The following is a 19,040-nucleotide window of genomic DNA, read 5'->3' on the forward strand; positions in this document are numbered from 1 at the left end:
CATGCCGGTCACCGCGCTCGTCTCGGCGAAATCGTCCGGCGTGACCACTGCCGCGCTCGCTCTCACTCTCGCTTCGAAACGCCCCTCTCTGCTCGCCGAATGCGACCCGGCCGGTGGCACCGTACGTGCCGGCTTCCTGCAGGGGCAGGTCAGCGCGGGCTTCGGCCTCTACCACCTCGCTGCGGCCGAACGGACCGGGACGGAAGCGCTCGCCAACGCCTTCGCCAGTCATTTGTGGGGCATGGACGAGGCCGGCCACCGCAAACTGCTGCCCGGTCTGACCGACCCGGCCCAGGCCGCCGCACTGGGCCGGACCTGGCCTGCCTTGTCCGAGGTCATGCACGTGATGGCCACCGAGGCCGGATACGACGTCTTCATCGACACCGGCCGCCTCGCCCTGGAATCCGGCCGCCTCCACACCACCCTGACCCCCGCGCCGCTTCTCCACCGGGCCGACCTGACACTGATGGTCGTCCGGGGCACCGAGCAGTCCCTCACTCTGGCCCGCCACCTCATCGATCCGCTGCGTACCGAGCTGGCCGAGCGCGGTTCCGGACCGGACGCGCTGGGCCTGCTGCTCATCGAGGAGGGCCCGTACCGGGCCCACCAGGTCACCGACGCACTCAAAGCCCCCGTGATGGCCGCCCTGCCATGGGACCCGGACACCGCCGGCTACTTCACCAACGGCGGGCGCCCGCCTCGCGGCTACGCGCGCAGCCCCCTGCTGCGCCACGCCCGCACGGCCACCGAGCAGCTCGAAGCCGCCACGTCCCGGCGTCACATTCACCAGCAGTACCCGCCCCGGCCGGCCAACGCGCAGCTGGCGGGGATCTTGCAGCGGCTGACGGAGAGGGGAGGACCGCGTGGCTGACATCCACCAGCGCCCCGGTCCGGGTGGCCCCGCGCCGATGGGCCGCGACGATATCGCCGGCCTCCTCGCCGGAAAGCTCGGCCAGCGCCGCCCGCCGGCTGAACCCTCGCCCGGCCCCGCCCAGCCCGTACCAGCGGGAAGCGGGCCTGCGCCGGCCGGGCCGTCGTCGGCACCGCGGCTGGCCGGCCTGCCTGGCGCGATCCCTGTCGGCTGGGACGTCATCGAGGACCTCCAGGCCGTGGTGTCCAAGCAGCTCAGCGACAACGACCCCGACAAGCTCCTCGAAGAGGCCGACCGCCGGGCCCTGGCCAAGTCCCTCGTCAGGACCGCCGTGGCCGACTGGGCCGCGAAGTACGCCCAGGGCAACCCCCCGTTGTCCGACGACCAGGAGACCGCGATCGGCGTCGCGGTCTTCGACTCGATGTACCGGGGCGGGCGCCTGCAGGCGCTGCTCGACCAGGAAGGCGTCGAGGACGTGATGGTCGACGGCCTGCGCGCCCATGTCGAGTACCACGACCGGCCCCGGCAGACGATCGAGAAGGTCGCCGACAGCCACGAGGAGCTGATCACCTGGGTCAACCGGATGGCGCGCCTGTCCGGGCACGGCGAACGGTCGCTGACGCAGGCCACCCCAATGGTGGGCTTCCGCATGCCCGACGGCTCCCGCGTCACCGCCTCGCTGCTCACCACGCGACCGTCCGTCGTGATCCGCCGGCACCGCATCCGCCGGCACGGGATGACGGAGCTGGTCCAGTGGGGCTCCATCAACCCGATCCTGGAACGGTTCCTGACCGCGTGCGTCCGCGCCAAGAAGAACATCCTGGTGGTTGGTGGCATGGGCGCGGGAAAAACCAGTCTGCTGCGCGCGCTCGGCCGGGAAATCCCGCCTGATGAACGCCTGACCACCATCGAATCGGACCGCGAGCTCTACCTGGACGAGCCGGGACCGAAGCCCGGACCGCTGACGTTCGCGTTCGAGGCGCGGCAGTCCAACGGCGAAGTCCGCGGCGGCGGGGACAAGGCCGGCGAGATCACCATCGCCCAGATTTTCGCCGACGCCGCACTGCGCTACAACGGCACCCGCGTCATCGTCGGCGAAGTCCGGTCCAAGGAGATCCTGCCGATGCTGGACGCCATGTCGGGCGGCGGGTCCGGCTCGATGTGCACGCTCCACGTCCGCCGGCCGCACGCCATCATCGGCCGCCTGGTCCAGCTGTGCACCCAGGCCGGCATGAACACCGAGACCTCTCACCACCTCATCGCCGCCTCCATCGACGTCATCGTCTACCTCACCTACCTGGACGAGACGGGTATCGGCGGCCGCAAGCACCGGTTCGTGAGCACCGTCTACGAGGTCCACGACGTTGTCGGCGAAGGAGGCCGCCCGGTCACCACTGAACTGTTCGCACCACAAGGCGGCGAACTCCGCGCCGTCTACAAGATCATGCCGACGTTCATCGACGAACTGGAGCTCACCGGCCTCTTCGACCGGCAGTGGCTGACCGAGAACCCGTACGGCGCGTGGCTCGGCCCGCTGCAGACGGTGAGGACGCGATGACCACTTCCCAGCTCTCCCTCGTGGCGGCCTGCTGCGCCGTGCTCACCCTGCTGGCGGTTCTCGCCGCCGTCCGTGAACTCCGCGGCCGCGTCCCCGACCCCGGCAAACCGAAGTCCCGTATGACCGGCCGGATCCAGCGTGTCAGGACGGAGCTGCCGGAGAAGTGGCAGCGCCGCTGGCGCCACCTGCTCACCACCGCGGGGATCGTCGCGCTCGTGGTGTGGGCCTGGACCGGCTGGCCGGTCCACGGTCTCCTCGCGGGCGCCGCCGTCCTCGGCCTGCCCTACGTCCTCAATCCCGGTACCGCCGCGACCCAGCGGATCGAGCGGCTGGAAGCGCTCGGGCAGTGGCTCAACCACCTGGCCGGCGTTCACCAGGCCGGCATCAGCCTGCCCCAGACCATCCGCGCCTCCGCCAAGGCCGCGCCCGGACCGATCGCGCCGAACGTGCGGGCGCTGGCCGACCGGCTGCGGTCCGGCATGGAAGCACCAGTCGCCTTCGCCCTGTTCGCCGACGAACTCGCCGACGGCGTCAGCGACCATGTCGTCCTGCTCTTCCAGAGCCACGCCGTCTACAAGGGACCGGGCCTCTCCGACGCCCTGGAGGCGATGGCGGTCACGATCCACCAGCAGGCCGCCGACGCACGGGACATCGAGGCCGACCGTGCCAAGGTCCGCAAGTCCTCCCGGATGGTGTCCATCGTCATCTGCGTCGTCGTGGTCGGCTGCATGCTCAACGACGCCTGGTCCGGCTGGTACCAGTCCCCGCTCGGGCAGATCGTCCTCGCCGTTCTTGGCGGCGCCTTCGCCTGGACCCTGTCCTGGCTGCGCCGCATCGCCCGCACCGCGCCCGACCCGCGGCTCATCGACCCGCTGCCGGCCGCGCAGCTCACCACCGCCACGGGAGGCGCCCGATGATCCCCTTGGAGGCCGTGCTGCCCGCGGCCGCCGCCGGCGCCCTGATCGGCCTGGCCGTCCGCGCGGCCATGCCCGCCCGCCGCGACCTCGCCTCCGCCCTGGACCGCCTGGACGTGAGCAAGACCAACGGCCCCACCAGCAACCCTCTGCTGGCCCCAGCCGCACACACGACTACCGGATCCCTGCAAGACCGCGTCGGCACCCGCCTCCTCGGCGAGCTCGGCGGACGCCTCACCCTCCCGGCCGAAGACCTGAACCTGCTGGGCATCAGCCCGGCCGCCCACCTCGGCAAGAGATTCCTGTTCGCCCTGTACGGACTGCTGCTGCCGCAGCTGCTCCAGGCCCTGCTCGCGATGGCCGGCGCACCCTTCCCGTACGCGGTACCCGTCCTGTTCTCCCTCGCCCTCGCCGCCCTGTTCTGGCTGTGGCCCGGCAAGGAAGTCGCCCGGGAAGCGGCCGCGGCCCGGCTGATCGTCCGGCACGCCGCCGCCTCGTACCTGGAACGCGTCGCCCTGGCCCGCATCGCCAACTCGGGTGCGGCGCAGGCCCTGACCCAGACCGCGGAAGTCGGCGACGGCTTCATCTTCGTCCGCATGCGGCAGGTCTTCCACCAGGCTGACCTCTCCGGCGTCACCGTCTGGGACGCGCTCAAGCAGCTCGGTGACGAGCTCGACATTCCCGAGCTGACCCGCCCGGCCGACACCCTCGCTCTTGCCGGCGACGGCGCGGCCGTCTACACCACCCTCCAGGCCCAGGCCCGTCAGCTGCGCATCGCGCTGCTGACGGACGCGAAGGCCCAAGCCAATGCGGCGAGCGCGGCGATGATCCTGCCGGTCACTTTCGGCGTCATTCTCATGCTCGTCTTCGTGATGATCCCCATCACGATCACCATTCTCGGAAGCTGAAGGAGCACCGACACCCATGGACATCCAGATCCTGACCATGTGGGTCCGCGGCCGGTACGAAGCGCTGAAGGCCGGCAAGGAGGCCGGGCAGACCTCCACCGAACTGGCCCTGATCGCCGGGGCCCTGCTGGTCGGCGCAGGCCTGCTGGTGCTGGCGATCCGCACCAAGCTCGCGGAGAAGATCGGCATCATCAACGGCGGCTGACCGACCCGCCGCCTACGACCACGAGAGGGGAGGACAACAGCGTGCGATCACGGATGCTCAGCGGCCTGCGAGACGCCGTCCGACGCCGTCGGATGCGGGGTGATGGCGGGTTCGGGAGCGTGGAGTTCGCGGTCCTGGCCGTCGTCGTCCTCGCGCTGATCTTCACCGTCATCCAGGTCGGCCTCTACTACCACGCGCGCAAGGTCGCCCAGTCCGCCGCCCGCCAGGGCGTGGAAGCCGGGCGCCAGTTCGGCGCCAGCGCCGGCGACGGCGTCGCCCAGGCGCAGACGTTCCTGAACCGCTTCGGCGGCAGCGTCCAGGGCGCGAGCGTGTCCTCAGCCGGCAGTGGCGCAGAGGAAATCCGCATCACCGTGCGCGGCAGCGTCGCCACTCTGGTCCCCGGCCTGACGCTTGACGTCGTCCAACACGCCGAGGCACCCGTCGAGCGCTGGACGACGGCACCATGAGAATCCGAATCTACGACCGGCGGCTGGCGCGGGGGCCACGCCGCGACCGGGGCTCCTACTCGGTGGAGACGGCCGTCCTCGCACCGGTGATGATCGCCCTGCTCCTGCTGATGATCGCCTTCGGACGAGTGCTGGACGCTGACGGCGCCGTGGATTCCGCAGCGCGCGCGGCGGCCCGCGCCGCCTCGCTGGAGCGCGACGCCCCAAGCGCCCAGGCCGAAGCCCAGGCGGCGGCAACACGCAGCCTGCAGGGCGAGGGCATCACCTGCCAGACCTCCAGCGTGGTGGTCGACACAGCCGGCTACGCCCTCGATATCGGAGTGGAGGCCAACGTGACCGCGACGATCGCGTGCACAGCGGATCTCTCCGATATCGGCCTGCCGGGCCTGCCCGGTTCCAAGACACTCACCGCGTCCTGGACCAGCCCCATCGACACCTACCGGGGACGCCAGTGAAAACCCGAACCCGCCTACCCATCTCGCGGTGGCCCGCGGCACTGTCCGCGCGCTACCGCGACCGCGGTTCCATGTCCCTGTTCTTCGCCCTGTCGACACTCGCGATCCTGATGGTGATGGGCCTGCTCGTCGACGGCGGCGGCGCCCTGAACGCCGGCAACCGGGCCACCTCCCTCGCCCAGGAAGCCGCCCGCACCGCCGGCCAGCAACTGGACCCCGCCCAGGCCATCGAGGGCACGGCCATCACGATCGACCCGGACGCCGCCGTCGGAGCAGCCCAGGACTACCTCGCCGCCGCTGACGTCCAGGGCGACGTACAGATCACCGACGGCGGGCAGAGCCTCACCGTCACCGTTCACGACACCTACATCACCGCCTTCGCCCAATTCATCGGCAAAGGCACGATCAACGTGACCGGCACCGCGAAAGCCCAACTGCAGACCCAAGCTGGAGGCTGAGCCGCGATGGCCCACCGCACCCCCGCCCCGCTGCGCGCCGCCGGCACCCTGCTCAGAGCCCTGCTCGGCCTGGCACTGCTGGTCGCCCTGGTCGGCGGAGTCCCCTACCTGCTCCTGACGGTGGGCCATCAGCCGACGGAACTGTCCGGCGGCGTCGGACTGCTGATGGAACAGGACGACGGATCACTGTTCCTGGTCGCCCTGACCTGCATCGGCTGGGCGGGGTGGGCGGCCTTCACGTTCTCCGTCCTCGTGGAGACCGTCGCCGTCCTGCAGCGCCGCTCCGCACCCCAGATCAGGGGCATGAGCAGCCTGCAGTCCCTCGCCTCGTTCCTCATCGGCGGGATCGTGCTGCTCGCCCCCACCGCGGCATCCGCGGCCACGACCGGGCCCGCGATCGCCGCGACCGCCGTACACACCGTGGGCGAAGCCGACAACGACGCGACCCCAAGCGGCACTCAGGTTGTGGAGGAGAGTGACTGGCCCGAGCACACCGTTGCCTCTACCACCGAGCTCCCCTGGGACCTGGCGGAGGAATACCTGGGTGACGGAAAGCGGTGGAAGGACATCGCCGCTCTCAACCCGGACATCCCGCAGCTCGCCGCAGGCGACCAGTTCCTTCCCAAGGGCGCCGTCGTCAAGCTGCCGGCCGACGCCCGGCCCGTCGCACCCGCCGCCAGCACGGCGCCCGCAGCGAGCACGAGCCCAGCCGCGGACAAAACTGCCGAGCAGCAGCCGAGCCAGACAAGACAGGACGGCACGCAGCAGAGCGAGGCGGACGACGGCAACTCCGCCAGCGACGCCAAGACGGTCCGCCCCGAGAACGTCACCGTCCGCGAGGGAGACAGCCTCTGGTCGATCGCCGACGACCACGGCAACCCGGAAGACTGGCCCGCCATCTTCGAAGCCAACAAGGGCGAACCGACCCCGGGCGGCGGAAAGTTCACCAACCCGAACCTCATCTTCCCCGGCCAGCAATTGGACCTTCCTCCAGCCGGCGATCAGCAGCAGACGCCGCCGACCACCGACCGGGCCCCCGACCGCGAAGCCGACGTGGCACCCGCCCCGGACAAGGAAACCAATCAGGGATCCGAGGAGAAGCAGGCTGCTCCGCCCGCCGCCACTCCTGCACCGTCCCGGACGGAAGATCTCTCACCGGCCCCGAGCACCACCGCACGCACCCCGACCGCCCCAGACACCGGCCACGCCCAGGCGCCCGCCGCACAGTCGAATGGCGACGGCGAGACGGCCCTTGCCCCGGCGACTGTATGGACCGGCGCCGGCGCCCTGGCCGCCGCCCTGGTCGGCACCCTGGCCACCCGCCGCATCCTGCAGCAGCGTCGCCGCCGCCCCGGTCGGCGCATCCCCATGCCACAGGGCCGCGCAGCCGCGACGGAGCAGGGCCTGCGCGCCGCCCAGCACCCCACCGGATTCGATCTGCTGGGCACCGCACTGCGCTCGCTCGCGCTCAATCTCGCCGGGACCGGCCGTGAGCTGCCCGTCATCGAGGCGGTCGTACTGCACGAAGCGAAAGTCGAGCTCCACCTGGACCAGGACACGGCGCCCATGAAGCCGTTCAGCGCGGCCGCCGGACGTCAGGACCTGTGGGTCTGCGCCGCATCCAGCCCCGACCTCGCCGACGAAGAGCAGCTGAAGGACGCCGACGCCCCGTACCCGGCACTGGTCTCGATCGGCTGGGACGGCGCAGGCCACCTGGTCCTGGTCGACCTGGAGCACGTGGGCATCCTGCACCTGGCCGGCAACGAGGACTTCGCCCGGCATGTCCTGCAGGCCATCGCGGTCGAGCTGGCCAGCACCCCCCTGCCTGGCCACCTCGAAGTCACCGCACTGGCCGACACCGCGCCCGGCCTCGATACCGCAGCCCCCGAGCGCGTCGTCCGCATCGACAACATCGCCGACGCCACCGCCGAACTGGCCAGTCACACAGACGACCAGCGCCGCGCCCTGGCCGCTGTCGGCGCGGACAGTCTGCGCGCCGCCCGTCTCATGGACGACGCCGCCGGCGCCTGGACCCCGCACATCCTGCTCGTGACGTCCCTGCCGGACAGCGCCGACCGCACCACGCTCTTCGGCACGCTCACCGATGAGCCTCGCGCGGCAGGCGCGGTCATCACCGCCGACGCGCCCGCCGAGCTTCCGGCCGCGGCGTGGACCCTCGACTGCCAGGGCCCGGACCACACCATTGCCCTGCCCGGCTCCAGCCTGCCCGTCAAACTTCAGGGCCTGAGCGACGCACACTTCGCCGACGCCATCGAACTGCTCACCCTGGCCGCCAGCGACGCCGATGTCCCGGCCCCCGACTGGATCCGCGCCGACACGGACGGCCAGGACGACGCCGAGCGCGGCCTGGAAGATCTGCTGCGCCCGGATGACACCGCGGACAGCGCGACCGGCGCCGAGACAGAAGAACCCGAAGGAAGGGCCGAGGACCCAGCGGACGAAGACGGCCTGCCCGCCGAGTACGCCGAGCTCGAACTGGACACCGTCACCGAGAACGCCGGGCAGGTGCCCGGAACCGGGAGCGCCCAAGACAGCACCGGCCAGGGGCCGTCGGCCGCCCTGACCAAGCGACAGGACCAGGGCGAGGACAGGCCGCAGGGCGACCCCTCCACTGGCCCCTCGCTCGCCGAGGTCCTGGCCGCCGATGACGAGGACGAGACATCCGGATCTGAGGCGAAGGCCGACGGAACCGTCCCGGCCGCAGGGCCGGCGGATGTCACGCCCGCCCTGACAAGCCCCTGTACGACACCTGCCGCGCCGGCCGCCCACATCACCATCCCCGCACCGGCACCCGCGACAGCCGACGAGCCGATGGCTCCCACGGCAGCAGACACAGCCGACACCGAACCGCCAGAACCAGTTGCGGAGGCCGGACCAACCGTCCTGCTGCTCGGACCCATCAGCATCGAAGGGGCACGCGGCCGGATCGACTCCAGCCGCCGCAGCGCCGGCATCGAGCTGGTCACGTTCCTCGCCCTCAACCCCGGCGTCGACCACCACGCCATCGACGACGCCCTCTGGCCCGGACGCCTGGTCGGCAAGGACATGCGTAACGCGGTCATCTCCCGCACCCGCTCCTGGCTGGGCAAGGACACCGATGGCACAGCCCATCTGCCGCGCGTCCAGGACACCGGAGACAGCCGGTACCGCCTCGGCACCACCGTCACCTGCGACTGGACCCGCTTCCAGCACTTCGCCCGCACCGGCCTGGCCCGCCACGACGAAGACGGCGACCTCGCCCTGCGCCGCGCGCTCGCCCTGGTCCGCGGACGCCCCTTCACCGGAATCGCCCCCCAGCGCTACGCCTGGGCCGAACCCATCATCCAGGAAATGGTCTCCGCCATCGTGGACGTCGCGTACGAACTGTCCTCCCGCCGAAGGGAAGACAGCGATATCCCCGGCGCACTGTGGGCGGCCAAGCGCGGCCTGCTCGCAGCGGAGGAAAGCGAACTGCTGCACCGCCAGATCTTCCACGCCCACCACGCCGCTGGGAACATCGACGCCCTACGCGAGGCAGCCGCAAGACTGACCCGTATCAACGAACAGCTGCTCGGCGGCGCCGACATGGAAGCCGAGACCGCTGAACTCCTGCGCAACCTGCTGCCACGTCCGGTCACCCGCGCCCGCTGAGATAAGGACTTCGGGGATGAAGAACGCGCGCGAGAAGCGTCCTCACGGCCCGGGCCGGCTCGTCTCCGCCGGCGAGATCGGGCCCGAGCCCGAGACCTTCCAACGCCCGCTGATCTGCCAATTCTGCGTCAGCCCAGTCGGCCCAGTCCGCGGCTACAAAACCGTGCCGAACCTCTTCCGACTCCTCAAAGGAGCCCTCCACGAACCCGGATGTGAACTGAACCCCACCGAGTTCATCCAAGACATAGCCCGCGGCTCCCACGGCCTCGCCCACATCACCGACCAGAAATTCCTGCGCCTGGAGCTACCCGAGCGCATCGACGCGATGCCGCCCTACTCCGACCCGAACAGCGCGAGCGCCCCCGAGGACCCCGTCCGCAAGCGCGACACCACCACCGTGCGGCCCTACCTGCCACCGGCGATCACCAGTGCCGCAAAGATCGCCCGCTTCCTGCAACTGCACGGATTCAACCCGGACACCGTAAGCCGCTTCCGCGTCAAACCACACGGACAACGGGCCGTCCCCTGGGATCGGTTCTGCTACGGGCCCTCTGAGCACTCATACGCCGCCCTGTACGAGCGGCTGCAGGCCGGGAGCCCCATCACCCACCCGATCGCCGTACACGGAACCGTCCAACAGATCCTTCGCGACAAGAACGGCGGCCTCTACACCGCACTCGCCGTCAATGCTCCCGCTGGCGACCAACGCTTCCACATACTGCTGCGCTCGCCCCACGAAACACTCATCCACCCACTCACTGTCGGCACTCACGTCCTGGCCGTCGGAAACTGGGGCATCTTCGAGGGCAGCTTCACCCCACATCTGAGAATGTTCGCCGATCAGCACTGGCAAATCGCGTACTGGACCACCGACGAGCACACCGGCCGGCTCACCGAACCCTCCTGCCCGCCATCCATCACCTCGCGCCAGCGAGTCGCGGCGCAGACAGAGGACCGCAAGCGCCGTCTCGAGAAGCAGCGCCCCACTATTCCGCCGGAGGCACCGCCGACTGCACCAGCCAACCCAGCTCCCGCATCACCTGCCGAGACAGCCCCACCATCAGTCAGCGAACGACGCGAACAGCCGGACGCCCCCGAACCCCAAGTGCCCCTCGGTCATTCACGAACGGAGCCCTCCGCCGCCGCACGAGAACTGCCGCCGCCAGTGACGCCTGAACGGCCGCCCATGCCACCGCCCCCGCCTATCCCGCCGCTTCAGCCCCCGCCAGAAGCCGCCAAACCCACACGGCGACGAGGTCTGCTGCGCTGGTTTGAACGACGGCGTTAAAAGCGCCGCAACGCTCTTCCTTCGAGCGGAAGCTGCCGGGCAGGCCGCTGAGGCCCGCGCCCGCGCCGCCGAGCTACGGGCCGCCGGGAACCGACCAACATCGACTGAAGAGTAGAACGTGGTGCACGGTTGACCGTCTGTCAAAGAAGGCCTCGGTGGAAACCTGATGTTCTATGGCTCATCCTGCGGTCGGTCCTCTCGTATCGCGCGACCGACATCATCAGCGGCCTTACGGAACGAGGTCGCACATTCAAGCAGCTCATCCACGGTTGAATGGCAATGGTCACCAGCGCTGAACCACGAAGAACTTGCGTCGATGTCCACGTCTATCACGTGCTGCTCCATGCGTCGTTCAAGGTGCCGGGCCGCCGCGGCGAGGCCTTCAAGCGCTGTCGCCCAATCGCGCAGCCCAGACTCCCAAGTCTCCCGCCGCGCATTCCTCCGCATCCATTGTCTGGGCCGAGGACTCTTCATCGTCATGCCAAGTCAAACGACTGAAGCTGAGAAACGGCTTCTGACGCGTAGCTGCACGCGCCGGTCAACGGCGAGCGACTGGCATGGAATTGCAGACAACTCATCCGGCTCGGCGTCCTCGCCCGTGCCCCTCGGACGCGGTCCCGACGTATGCCCGGGGCTGGGGCCGGATGCGCGAAGGGCCGGCCCCGTGGAGTGGGTACCGGCCCTTCGCGCGGGGCACGAGCCAACGTGGTCCTGCGAATCCCCTGGTCAGTCTGGTTGGAGCCAGTAGTGGAGCAGGGTGTTGCCGGATCGTCTCAGCATGAAGACGGTGGCGGCAAGTGAAAGTGGGCCACGCCTGGGTGAATGTGTGATCAGTTCACCGGTGGGCGACCGGGTGTGTCACAGGGTTGGGCTAATCGGCTCAAGACCAGTCGAAAACAGTCGCTTCGCCCTCGCGGTGACCCCGGAGAGTGGCGGGCTTCGGGGTGAGTTTCACACCGAGTGTCGGCCTTTGGCCATAGATTTCAGAGTGTGCCGGACTTCTATCGCTGGGACAGGCATGAATGAAATGCCCTGATCCGGCGTTCCGGGCGTCCGGCAGATGGCACGATTCTCGGCATCGCAATGCGGCGGAGCCAAACGCCCTTGCGAAAACCACTGGTTGGAGCCGGTAGTCCGGGCTGCTCATGTCAGCCCGCCCAGCAGGAAGGCATTACAGAACATGTCCACCGTAACCGCCGCGTGCGTGACACCGCGCAGGCGCCTGGGGGCCGCAGAGGCCACCGTCATCGTCGTGATCATCATCATGGCGGCGTTCCTATCCCTCCTGGACCCCGCCCGCCCGGTGTCCGGGCTCCCTGGCCTGGCGGGAGTACTGGGCGGCGCCGGCGCCATCGGCGCGCTCATCGTCCGCCTCGCGGCCGGAGAGCCTCTAGCCCACCTCCTGCTCCTGCGGCCACCCGCGGGTGCCCTCCCCAGTCCGGTGCGGGGCTGAGGAGTGGAGCGTGCGCAGCGGCAAAGGACGGCCGATGAAGGCGGTCTCCGAAAACGCGATCGGCAAACTGGCCGACCGGCTGCGAGACGGCCGGAAGAAGAACAGCCTCACCCGTGCACAGGTCGCCGGCAGCCTCGGCTGCTCGGTCTCCACCGTCCAGCGCGCTGAAGCGGGACACACTCTCCCCTCACTCGCGACAGCCCACGGATACAGCCGTCTGTGCGACCTGGACCCTGCGGAAATCGAAGCACTGTGGAAGGACGCCCACCGGTACCTCGTGGGACACACCCGGCGGAGTCTGACCCAGGCGCCGCACTTGAACCTCGTACGCAGCGCCGACGAACTCGCGGCGGCGCTGGTACGGGTGTACGAGATCAACGACCGGCCCTCCGCCCGGACTATGGAGGACCGGGCCGAACTCCGGTACACGGAGTTCGCACCGCTCTCCAGAAGCACGGCGTGGCGTATCGCCACGCGCCAGACGCTGCCCAGCTCGGTACGGATCCTCCAGGCATTCCTGGTCGCCTGTGAGGTCCCGGAACGGGCCTTCCCCGCCTGGGTGGCGGCCTGGGCCCGTGTCTCCGCTCGCGAGAAACGCATCGCAGCCCGGCGCAAGGCCGAAGCGGTGACAGCGGAGAGCCGGAAGGCGATCCGGGTCACCGCGGCCGAAGCCAGAGAACGACTGCGGGCGGCCGGGTTCACCGCCGCCGAGAAATACCCGGGCCATCGGGTGCCGTGGACGGTGCTCTGCGACCCGTGCCAGTCGCTGAGCCGTATCCGCCTCTCCTCCCTCGACAACGGGACACGCTGCCCGGTCTGCGACACGGGGAAATAGCCGGCACCACCACACCAGGCGAGGAGACAACGAGTACGGGGCGGCATCGCCGCCCCGTAAGTAGGTGTTTTTCTTCCTGACGGTCTTGAGGGGCCAACGACCACGGCCCGGCTGGTGAGGTCACCAGCCGGGCCGTGGTCGGGTGGGTCAGAGTCCCATTCCCACCCAGTCTTCGTTGGCGAGCTTCCGGGCTTCGTCCTCGGTGTCCAGCAAGTCCACCATCATGCAGGTCAGGTGATCGAGGCCGGGGATCCGGTCGATCATCCAGAGGCCGAACTTCTGCCCCCAGCGGGTGGTCTGAAGGGTGATCATGATTCCCCGGTCCTTCTGCTTCTTGCTCATGTGGCGGGCGACCACTTCGCCGATCTTCGGGCTGCCGTTGACGTACTCAGCAAGCATGATCTGTTCCCTCCGCTGTTCACCGCCGGTTTCTGTTAAACAAGAATGCGGCAGGGGTGAACCCTTGTCAACCCGTCGCCGCAGATGGATGCTAGATTCTGTTAAACACAAATCGAGGGGGAGCGATGGGGCGACCAGCCACCGGACAGACCAAGGTCATGGGCTTCCGCCCGCCCAAGCCGCTGCGTGACGAGTTCGAGGCGCTCGCCGAGGCCGAGGGGCGCACGCCTTCCGACGCGCTCATCGAGGCCATGCACGACTGGGTCGGCAAGAGGCGTCGCCAGCGCGGGACGGACGACGCCGCGAGCTCGCTGCCCTGACCCGGCGGTTTGAAGAGGTTGCGGAGAAGCACGACCGTGAGTTCGGGATCATCAAGTCTGACCTGACCGCGGTGCGTCTCCAGATCGGCAACCTGGACCAGAAGGTCGAGGCTCTCGATAAGAAGATCGACCGGAACCAGGCCCAGATCATCGAGCTGCTCAGCCAGCTTGTGGGTCAGCGCCCCGACGCCGACTGATTTCTCCGGGCGCGGTGCCCGGTCCTTGCCCGTATATGGGATGGCCCCGACCAGAGAGGCATCTGGTCGGGGCCATCGCGCGCGTGGGGGTCAGTTTCCGGTGCGGAGGTGTTCCTGCCGGGTCTGGACCAGGCCGCGCCATGCGGAGCGGACGTCGTCTTCGTTCTTGGTCCAGCGGGTGGTCGCCGGCTCCGGCAAGGGCAGGGCGGCCATGAAGTGGGCGATGTCGCTGAAGTAGGCGAAGTCGCCGGTGGCGGTGAGTTCGCGCAGGCGGCCGATGGTGGCTGCCAGGGCCTGGTCCTCGCCGTGGACAGCGTGGTGGAAGGCGAGGGCGAGTTCCACGAAGCGGTGGAGGAAGGGGAGACCTGCGGTCTCGATGTCGGCGTGCAGGCTCTGGGCGCGGTCGGTGACGCCGCCGGTTCCGGCGTCCTTGATCAGGGCGACGACCTGGGCAAGGAGGCTGTTGGAGCGCTGGTCGAGGCCGTCCAGGAACTGGTCGGCGAGGGCGAGCTCGTCGTCGGCCCGTACGGGGTCGGCGAAGGAGACGGCGAGGGCGAGACGGACCTGCGTCATGGCGCGTTCGCCGGCGGCACCGTGCTGCTCGGCCTCGGCGCGGCCGGCTTCGAAGGCGGCGACGGCGGCGGCGGTGTCGGCCTGGGACCAGTGGATGTCGCCGAGGACGCGGTGGTGGCGGCCTTTCCAGCCGAGGGTGGGGACGGCGGCCAGGGCCGTGGGGAAGTCGCCGGCCAGGCGGGCCAGGTTGGCCAGGCCGCGGCGGGCCCGGGGCGCGAGCCGGCCGTCGGCGTCGGCGACCTGTCGCATCCCGGCGCGGGCGGCGTCGTTCTGGCCGAGGTCCTTGTGGGCCTTGGCCCGGTAGTAGAGAGCCATCTCGGTCAGTTCGGCGGGCAGCAGGCGGGTGTCCAGAACGGCGGTGAGGCGGTCGGCGGTGCGGTGGCGGTGCTCGTGCTGGCGCCGGGCGATCGCGGTGAGGAGTTCGGCGAGGGCGTCGGCCGGGGTGTCCGGGTTCTCGGCGGTGGTGGTGGGGAGGGCGAGGGGTTCCCAGACGGAGTCGTCGGTGTAGACGAAGGCGGCGTCGATGAGCCAGCCCAGGCCGGGCAGGCGGTGGTCGCGGGCCAGGCGCAGGCCCTGGCGGAGGCAGGCCACGAGGAGTGTCCGGCTGGGGGCGAGGGCGGTGGCGCTCGTCCATTGGTCGCCGAGGGCGGTCAGGGCGCGGGTGGCGGCTTGGTGCCAGTCAGCAGGGGTCCAGCGGTCGTCGCTGTGTTCGTCGTCGTGTACGGCGCTGCGGATCGCGCGGTGCAGGTGGTAGGGCCACAGCGCGTACGGGTTCTCGGTGACCAGCGGCCGCTCGGCCAGGCGCCGGGCCGGGGCCTGGTGGGTGAGGCCGGCGGTGCGGGTCGCGAGGTCGAGGTCGAAGGCATCCAGCAGGGCGACGGAGCGCAGCAGGTGGCGTTCTTCGGGGGTGAGGTCGGAGAGGGTGCGGGCGAGGAGGGCGGGAAAGGTGTGGTCGAAGTCGGCGGGGGTGGGGGTGCGGCCGGTGCGGCGGATCTCCAGGAAGCGGCTGACCGCAAGGTCGAGGTGGAGGGGCAGGCCGTGGGAGCGGGCGGTGATCGCGGCGCGGATGCCGGCGCCGATGAGGGGCTGGCCGTCCTGGACCAGGCGGCGGGCGAGATGGGCCTCGCAGTCTTCGGGCGAGAGATCACCGATCAGGTGCTGGCGGCCGGCCGGCGCGGCCGTCCTTGGCTGCGGTACCAGCGGGGCAGAGGGGGCCAGGCCGGGCCAGGCGGCGGGGCCGGTCCAGTCGAGCTGGCCGTGCAGCGCGGTGTCGGCCCACGGCAGGCGGCTTCGGCCGCCGATGACGAAGAAGGTGTTCGGCATGAGCCAGACCAGGCGCTGCAGCAGCCGTTCGAAGTCGCGGTGGCGGTCGCCGGTGTCCTCGAAGGTGTCCAGCAGGATTACGGGGGTGAGCCGCTTCTTCGCGGGCAGTTGGTTCAGGTCCCAGGCCAGCAGGTGCGGGTAGTAGGACAGCGCCTCCAGATCGGGCGTGGCTTCCAGCAGGGCCGCGGTCCGTGTGGCCCCGGCCAGAGCCTGGGCCCGTTCCTGCCGCTCGCGCAGAGCCGTCACGAGCGCGGAGGTGAGCTGTTGGGCCGCGGAGCCGACCAGGCCGGGCAGCTGGAGGGCGGCGGCGACCTCGCCGACGCCAGCCTGCAGCTGCTGCGGGAGCATCCCGGCGAACCGGCCCGTCAGCCCGGTCCGCCGGATGTACTCGTCCAGCGGCTCACCGGGGTGGGCGTGCTCCCAGTAGTGGCGCAGCGCCACGTCGAAGGAGGGCAGTGTGCGGCCGAGCTCGCCGGCGAGCGCGAGGCGGATCGTCAGGATGACCCGCTCGAAGTCCGATCCGGTCGACGCGGAGCGGGCCAGGTCGATCCGGATGGGCAGGAGCCGCTGAGTCCAGGTGGGTGCGCCCCACTGGTCGGGGCGGTGCTCGGCGGCGGTCAGCGCCGCTTCGATCTTGCGGAGCAGTGTGGACTTGCCGACGCCGCCCACGCCGTGAAAGACGATCACATTGGTGCGGGGCGCTTCGAGGTCTTCCACGTCGAACCCGCGGCCGGCGGTGTGCCGCAGGTGCTCTTCCAGAGCGGAGGCGACCAGGGCCCACTGGTGCTGCCGGTCGGTGAACGCCTCCGCGGCGTCGAACGACGGGTTGTTGGAGCTGAACAGCGCACGCAGGTCGGCCACGGTCGGTCCCCCCAGGAATGATCATCGGCGGTACCAACCGTAGGGCCTGGGGCGTGCGGCGTGGCTGCTTTCCGCAACGCGGGCGGCGTGGCCGCACCGTCTTGGCCAGAGACAATGACGCCCCGATCCCAGCCCATACGCGAAGGAAACCCCTTGTCAGAGAACGTGAGTCCCGAGGCCGCCGAGCAACTCGTGCAGGACGTGAGCAACTGGTACGCGGAACAAATCATGAAGGAACAGCGCGCCCCCGGGCCTGCCTCTGAGCGACTGAAGACCCTGAGGGAGGAACTGGCGATGTGCGCCGCCGATCTGCAGGCGCTTCAGGACGCCGGCCCGGAGGAAGTGGCCGAGATCGCGGCCCGCTACGCGGCCCGTTCCCAGGAGCTGGGCGGCCAGTAGCCGGAATTCCGCTGAAGAACGGGCAGCGGCGCCGCAGTGATCGTGGAGGCGAGGGTGCGCGGCTGCAGGTGAGCGGGCATCAAGGGCCAGGCCAGTGCGGCGATCTCGACCAGATCCGACCGGTACTGCGGCAGTTCGCCCCGCAGGCGCTGAAGGGTGGCGAGGAGCTGGGCTGCTTCGGCCTGCGTGTACGGGCGGCTCTGTTCGGCCTCCACTACGTGCGCGCCCTGGGGCGGCCTGCTCCAGGCTCCGTCCGGGGTGCGCTCGTTGCGGTACACCGCGGTCAGGTCTCTGCGGATGACGGAGACGCAGTGCACGTACGGTGAGCGTTCGGCGGCGTCGACCACGTTCGGGACGACGTTGAAGGTCGCCGCGTGGGCGGCGGCCGCGGTGAACCTGGGGATGCCGCCCAGGCGGGCGACCTCGGCGCACCGGGTCGCGGTGCCCAGCCTGCTGTCCGCGGCGCGCGCCCCGATCACGACCAGCTCCACGCGGTGGCCCGCCTGGTGATGGCGGCGCGCACCGTCGAGGAAGTGACTGACGCTGTCGGGGGCGATTTCGATCAGCAGGTCGCCACGGCGCGCCCGTACGTATGCTTCGGCCATCTCCTGCCAGGCCCGGTAGTCGGCCCTGATGCGGGCGGAGGCCGTGCGCGGCTGTTCTGCGAGGAGCTGGCGGTAGTCGGGGTGCATCGCTTTGAAGATGCCGCCCTCGATCCGGGTGGGCCTGCGCTGGCGCAGCGCGCGACGCAGAGCGCGCGCCGCGTGGGTCTTTCCCGCTCCTTGCGGGCCCATCACGTACAGGGTGACGGGGTCGTCCTGGGGGGTGATGGCGCTCAGGTGCATCGGGACGATCAGCTCGTTGAAGATCCACGTGTGCTCGCTGGTGGACAGGCGGTGGTAGTCGACACCGGGCGGCACCGTGAGGGGCTGGGCGATCCGGCGCACCGGCTCGGCCAGCGCGAAGGCGCGCTCCAGGCCGCCGGCCACCGCCAGACGGCGCTCCGGGGTGATTGCCGATGGGTGCGACAGCTGTTCTGTGGTGGCCAGGTGGTGCCGGAAGTGCCATGTTTCCGGTGCTGTCCACGGCCGGGCCCAGTCCGTGGTCAGTGCCTGGGGTGCGGCCGGTGCACTGAGCCAGGCCCCGCTCTCGGTGAGCTCGTTGCGGTAGAGCACCTGGAGGTCGCGCCGTACGACCATGACCTGGTCCGCCAGCCGCCCGGCCTCGACGGCCTCCAGGAGCACCGGCAGGTTGCGCGCGCACTGGTCGAAGTTGCCCCAGGAGACGTACCGGCCCACGCCCTGCTCGCTCACCTGTGTCAGGTAGCGGTTCATCGCGCTGAGCTGCGCGACGGCCTCTGCCGTGGCCAGCGCTACCAGCTCGACGCGATAGCCGGCCGCGCGGTAGGAGCGGGCCGTCGCGCAGACCTCCTCCGGATCGGCGACGGCAGTTTCCAGTACGACGTCGAATCGCTTGTGGCGTACGTACGCCTCGACCGCCGCCTGCCACCGCAGGACGTCCGGACGCACCCGCACACCGGCCGTGCGGTCATCGCTCTGCATGAGGTCGTCGTACGCGGGGTGGACGGTTTTGTAGAGGTCGCGGCCGATCACTACCGCGCCGCCCCGCCGGTCAAGGACTGTCCGTAAAAGGCCACAGAGCTCGGATTTCCCGCTGCCCGCAGGCCCGGCGACGACCACTACCACCGGCCGGTCCTGAGGGACGGCGTCCCTGGTCCAGGTCGGCAGGATCTCGGTCACCAGGATCTCCTCGTGCTGGCGCTCGGCCAGGGCGACCGGAACGACGTCCTCGTCTCTCAACGCAACTCCCTGCTTGGTTTCGGCCGCCACCGGGCGACGCCACGCAGCATATATTAATCGAACGGGCTAAATGCGCAGGTTAAAT

At 70.1% G+C, this 19,040-nt stretch carries 18 protein-coding genes; 15 read left to right on the forward strand and 3 right to left on the reverse strand.

Annotated features, from left to right (window positions below; genetic code table 11):
• The first annotated feature begins 1 nt into the window (after position 1).
• The 12 genes from ACFRKB_RS35140 to ACFRKB_RS35195 all read left to right on the forward strand — a co-directional run bounded on the left by ACFRKB_RS35140 (position 2) and on the right by ACFRKB_RS35195 (position 13,063).
• Positions 2-871: a MinD/ParA family ATP-binding protein gene (locus tag ACFRKB_RS35140; protein ID WP_383110670.1), complete on the forward strand. Its 870-nt coding sequence runs from the start codon at positions 2-4 to the stop codon at positions 869-871.
• On the forward strand, positions 864-2,429 hold the full coding sequence (locus ACFRKB_RS35145) for a CpaF family protein (protein ID WP_383110671.1): 1,566 nt from the start codon (positions 864-866) through the stop codon (positions 2,427-2,429). The genes ACFRKB_RS35140 and ACFRKB_RS35145 overlap by 8 nt, the downstream gene beginning before the upstream one ends.
• Entirely contained in the window at positions 2,426-3,346 is a 921-nt protein-coding gene (locus ACFRKB_RS35150; protein WP_383110672.1) for a type II secretion system F family protein, read from the forward strand. The genes ACFRKB_RS35145 and ACFRKB_RS35150 overlap by 4 nt, the downstream gene beginning before the upstream one ends.
• Entirely contained in the window at positions 3,343-4,251 is a 909-nt protein-coding gene (locus ACFRKB_RS35155) for a type II secretion system F family protein (RefSeq protein WP_383110673.1), read from the forward strand. The genes ACFRKB_RS35150 and ACFRKB_RS35155 overlap by 4 nt, the downstream gene beginning before the upstream one ends.
• Positions 4,252-4,267: 16 nt before the next feature.
• Complete coding sequence (locus ACFRKB_RS35160) at positions 4,268-4,456, forward strand: hypothetical protein (protein WP_365977057.1); 189 nt, start codon at positions 4,268-4,270, stop codon at positions 4,454-4,456.
• A gap of 119 nt (positions 4,457-4,575) precedes the next feature.
• Complete coding sequence (locus ACFRKB_RS35165; protein ID WP_383110674.1) at positions 4,576-4,923, forward strand: TadE/TadG family type IV pilus assembly protein; 348 nt, start codon at positions 4,576-4,578, stop codon at positions 4,921-4,923.
• Entirely contained in the window at positions 4,920-5,378 is a 459-nt protein-coding gene (locus ACFRKB_RS35170) for a TadE/TadG family type IV pilus assembly protein (RefSeq protein WP_383110675.1), read from the forward strand. Before ACFRKB_RS35165 ends, ACFRKB_RS35170 begins: the two co-directional genes overlap by 4 nt.
• A gap of 71 nt (positions 5,379-5,449) precedes the next feature.
• Entirely contained in the window at positions 5,450-5,836 is a 387-nt protein-coding gene (locus ACFRKB_RS35175; RefSeq protein ID WP_383110676.1) for a pilus assembly protein TadG-related protein, read from the forward strand.
• Between the two features lie 6 nt (positions 5,837-5,842).
• Positions 5,843-9,487 carry a LysM peptidoglycan-binding domain-containing protein gene (locus tag ACFRKB_RS35180; protein WP_383110677.1) on the forward strand — a complete coding sequence of 1,215 codons (3,645 nt, stop codon included), beginning with the start codon at positions 5,843-5,845 and terminating at the stop codon, positions 9,485-9,487.
• 16 nt (positions 9,488-9,503) lie between these two features.
• Positions 9,504-10,775 carry a hypothetical protein gene (locus ACFRKB_RS35185; RefSeq protein WP_383110678.1) on the forward strand — a complete coding sequence of 424 codons (1,272 nt, stop codon included), beginning with the start codon at positions 9,504-9,506 and terminating at the stop codon, positions 10,773-10,775.
• Positions 10,776-11,955: 1,180 nt separating this feature from the next.
• Positions 11,956-12,228, forward strand: a complete 273-nt coding sequence (locus ACFRKB_RS35190) for a hypothetical protein (RefSeq protein ID WP_365977041.1) — start codon at positions 11,956-11,958, stop codon at positions 12,226-12,228.
• 10 nt (positions 12,229-12,238) lie between these two features.
• Positions 12,239-13,063 (forward strand): helix-turn-helix transcriptional regulator, encoded by an 825-nt coding sequence (locus tag ACFRKB_RS35195; RefSeq protein ID WP_383110679.1) that lies wholly within the window; start codon positions 12,239-12,241, stop codon positions 13,061-13,063.
• A 147-nt stretch (positions 13,064-13,210) separates the two neighbouring features.
• On the opposite strand, the gene ACFRKB_RS35200 is transcribed toward ACFRKB_RS35195, so the two are convergent.
• The gene (locus tag ACFRKB_RS35200) at positions 13,211-13,462 is read right to left on the reverse strand and encodes a hypothetical protein (protein WP_383110680.1); all 252 of its coding nucleotides are present in this window, start codon (positions 13,460-13,462) and stop codon (positions 13,211-13,213) included.
• Between the two features lie 125 nt (positions 13,463-13,587).
• Between ACFRKB_RS35200 and ACFRKB_RS35205 the strand changes: the two genes are divergently transcribed.
• Together ACFRKB_RS35205 and ACFRKB_RS35210 are read left to right on the forward strand one after the other, a co-directional pair.
• A complete protein-coding gene (locus ACFRKB_RS35205) occupies positions 13,588-13,782 on the forward strand; it encodes a hypothetical protein (RefSeq protein WP_383110681.1) in 195 nt (64 codons plus the stop codon).
• A gap of 71 nt (positions 13,783-13,853) precedes the next feature.
• Positions 13,854-13,979, forward strand: a complete 126-nt coding sequence (locus ACFRKB_RS35210) for a hypothetical protein (protein ID WP_383110682.1) — start codon at positions 13,854-13,856, stop codon at positions 13,977-13,979.
• A 90-nt stretch (positions 13,980-14,069) separates the two neighbouring features.
• Here the strand turns inward: ACFRKB_RS35210 and ACFRKB_RS35215 are convergent, their stop codons facing one another.
• Positions 14,070-16,736 carry an ATP/GTP-binding protein gene (locus ACFRKB_RS35215; protein WP_383110683.1) on the reverse strand — a complete coding sequence of 889 codons (2,667 nt, stop codon included), beginning with the start codon at positions 16,734-16,736 and terminating at the stop codon, positions 14,070-14,072.
• A gap of 153 nt (positions 16,737-16,889) precedes the next feature.
• Between ACFRKB_RS35215 and ACFRKB_RS35220 the strand changes: the two genes are divergently transcribed.
• Positions 16,890-17,135, forward strand: a complete 246-nt coding sequence (locus ACFRKB_RS35220) for a hypothetical protein (RefSeq protein ID WP_383110684.1) — start codon at positions 16,890-16,892, stop codon at positions 17,133-17,135.
• Here ACFRKB_RS35220 and ACFRKB_RS35225 read toward each other — a convergent pair.
• Complete coding sequence (locus ACFRKB_RS35225) at positions 17,099-18,955, reverse strand: zeta toxin family protein (RefSeq protein WP_383110685.1); 1,857 nt, start codon at positions 18,953-18,955, stop codon at positions 17,099-17,101. The genes ACFRKB_RS35220 and ACFRKB_RS35225 overlap by 37 nt on opposite strands.
• Between the last annotated feature and the right edge of the window lie 85 nt (positions 18,956-19,040).

The sequence above is a fragment of the Streptomyces scopuliridis genome, assembly GCF_042790125.1.
In the GTDB taxonomy this organism is placed as follows: Bacteria; Actinomycetota; Actinomycetes; order Streptomycetales; family Streptomycetaceae; genus Streptomyces; species Streptomyces scopuliridis_A.

Coding starts and splice junctions, on each gene's coding strand:
- ACFRKB_RS35140 (WP_383110670.1), top strand. CDS start 2: ATGCCGGTCACCGCGCTCGTCTCGGCGAAATCGTCCGGCGTGACCACT.
- ACFRKB_RS35150 (WP_383110672.1), top strand. CDS start 2,426: ATGACCACTTCCCAGCTCTCCCTCGTGGCGGCCTGCTGCGCCGTGCTC.
- ACFRKB_RS35155 (WP_383110673.1), top strand. CDS start 3,343: ATGATCCCCTTGGAGGCCGTGCTGCCCGCGGCCGCCGCCGGCGCCCTG.
- ACFRKB_RS35160 (WP_365977057.1), top strand. CDS start 4,268: ATGGACATCCAGATCCTGACCATGTGGGTCCGCGGCCGGTACGAAGCG.
- ACFRKB_RS35170 (WP_383110675.1), top strand. CDS start 4,920: ATGAGAATCCGAATCTACGACCGGCGGCTGGCGCGGGGGCCACGCCGC.
- ACFRKB_RS35175 (WP_383110676.1), top strand. CDS start 5,450: ATGTCCCTGTTCTTCGCCCTGTCGACACTCGCGATCCTGATGGTGATG.
- ACFRKB_RS35180 (WP_383110677.1), top strand. CDS start 5,843: ATGGCCCACCGCACCCCCGCCCCGCTGCGCGCCGCCGGCACCCTGCTC.
- ACFRKB_RS35185 (WP_383110678.1), top strand. CDS start 9,504: ATGAAGAACGCGCGCGAGAAGCGTCCTCACGGCCCGGGCCGGCTCGTC.
- ACFRKB_RS35190 (WP_365977041.1), top strand. CDS start 11,956: ATGTCCACCGTAACCGCCGCGTGCGTGACACCGCGCAGGCGCCTGGGG.
- ACFRKB_RS35200 (WP_383110680.1), bottom strand. CDS start 13,462: ATGCTTGCTGAGTACGTCAACGGCAGCCCGAAGATCGGCGAAGTGGTC.
- ACFRKB_RS35205 (WP_383110681.1), top strand. CDS start 13,588: ATGGGGCGACCAGCCACCGGACAGACCAAGGTCATGGGCTTCCGCCCG.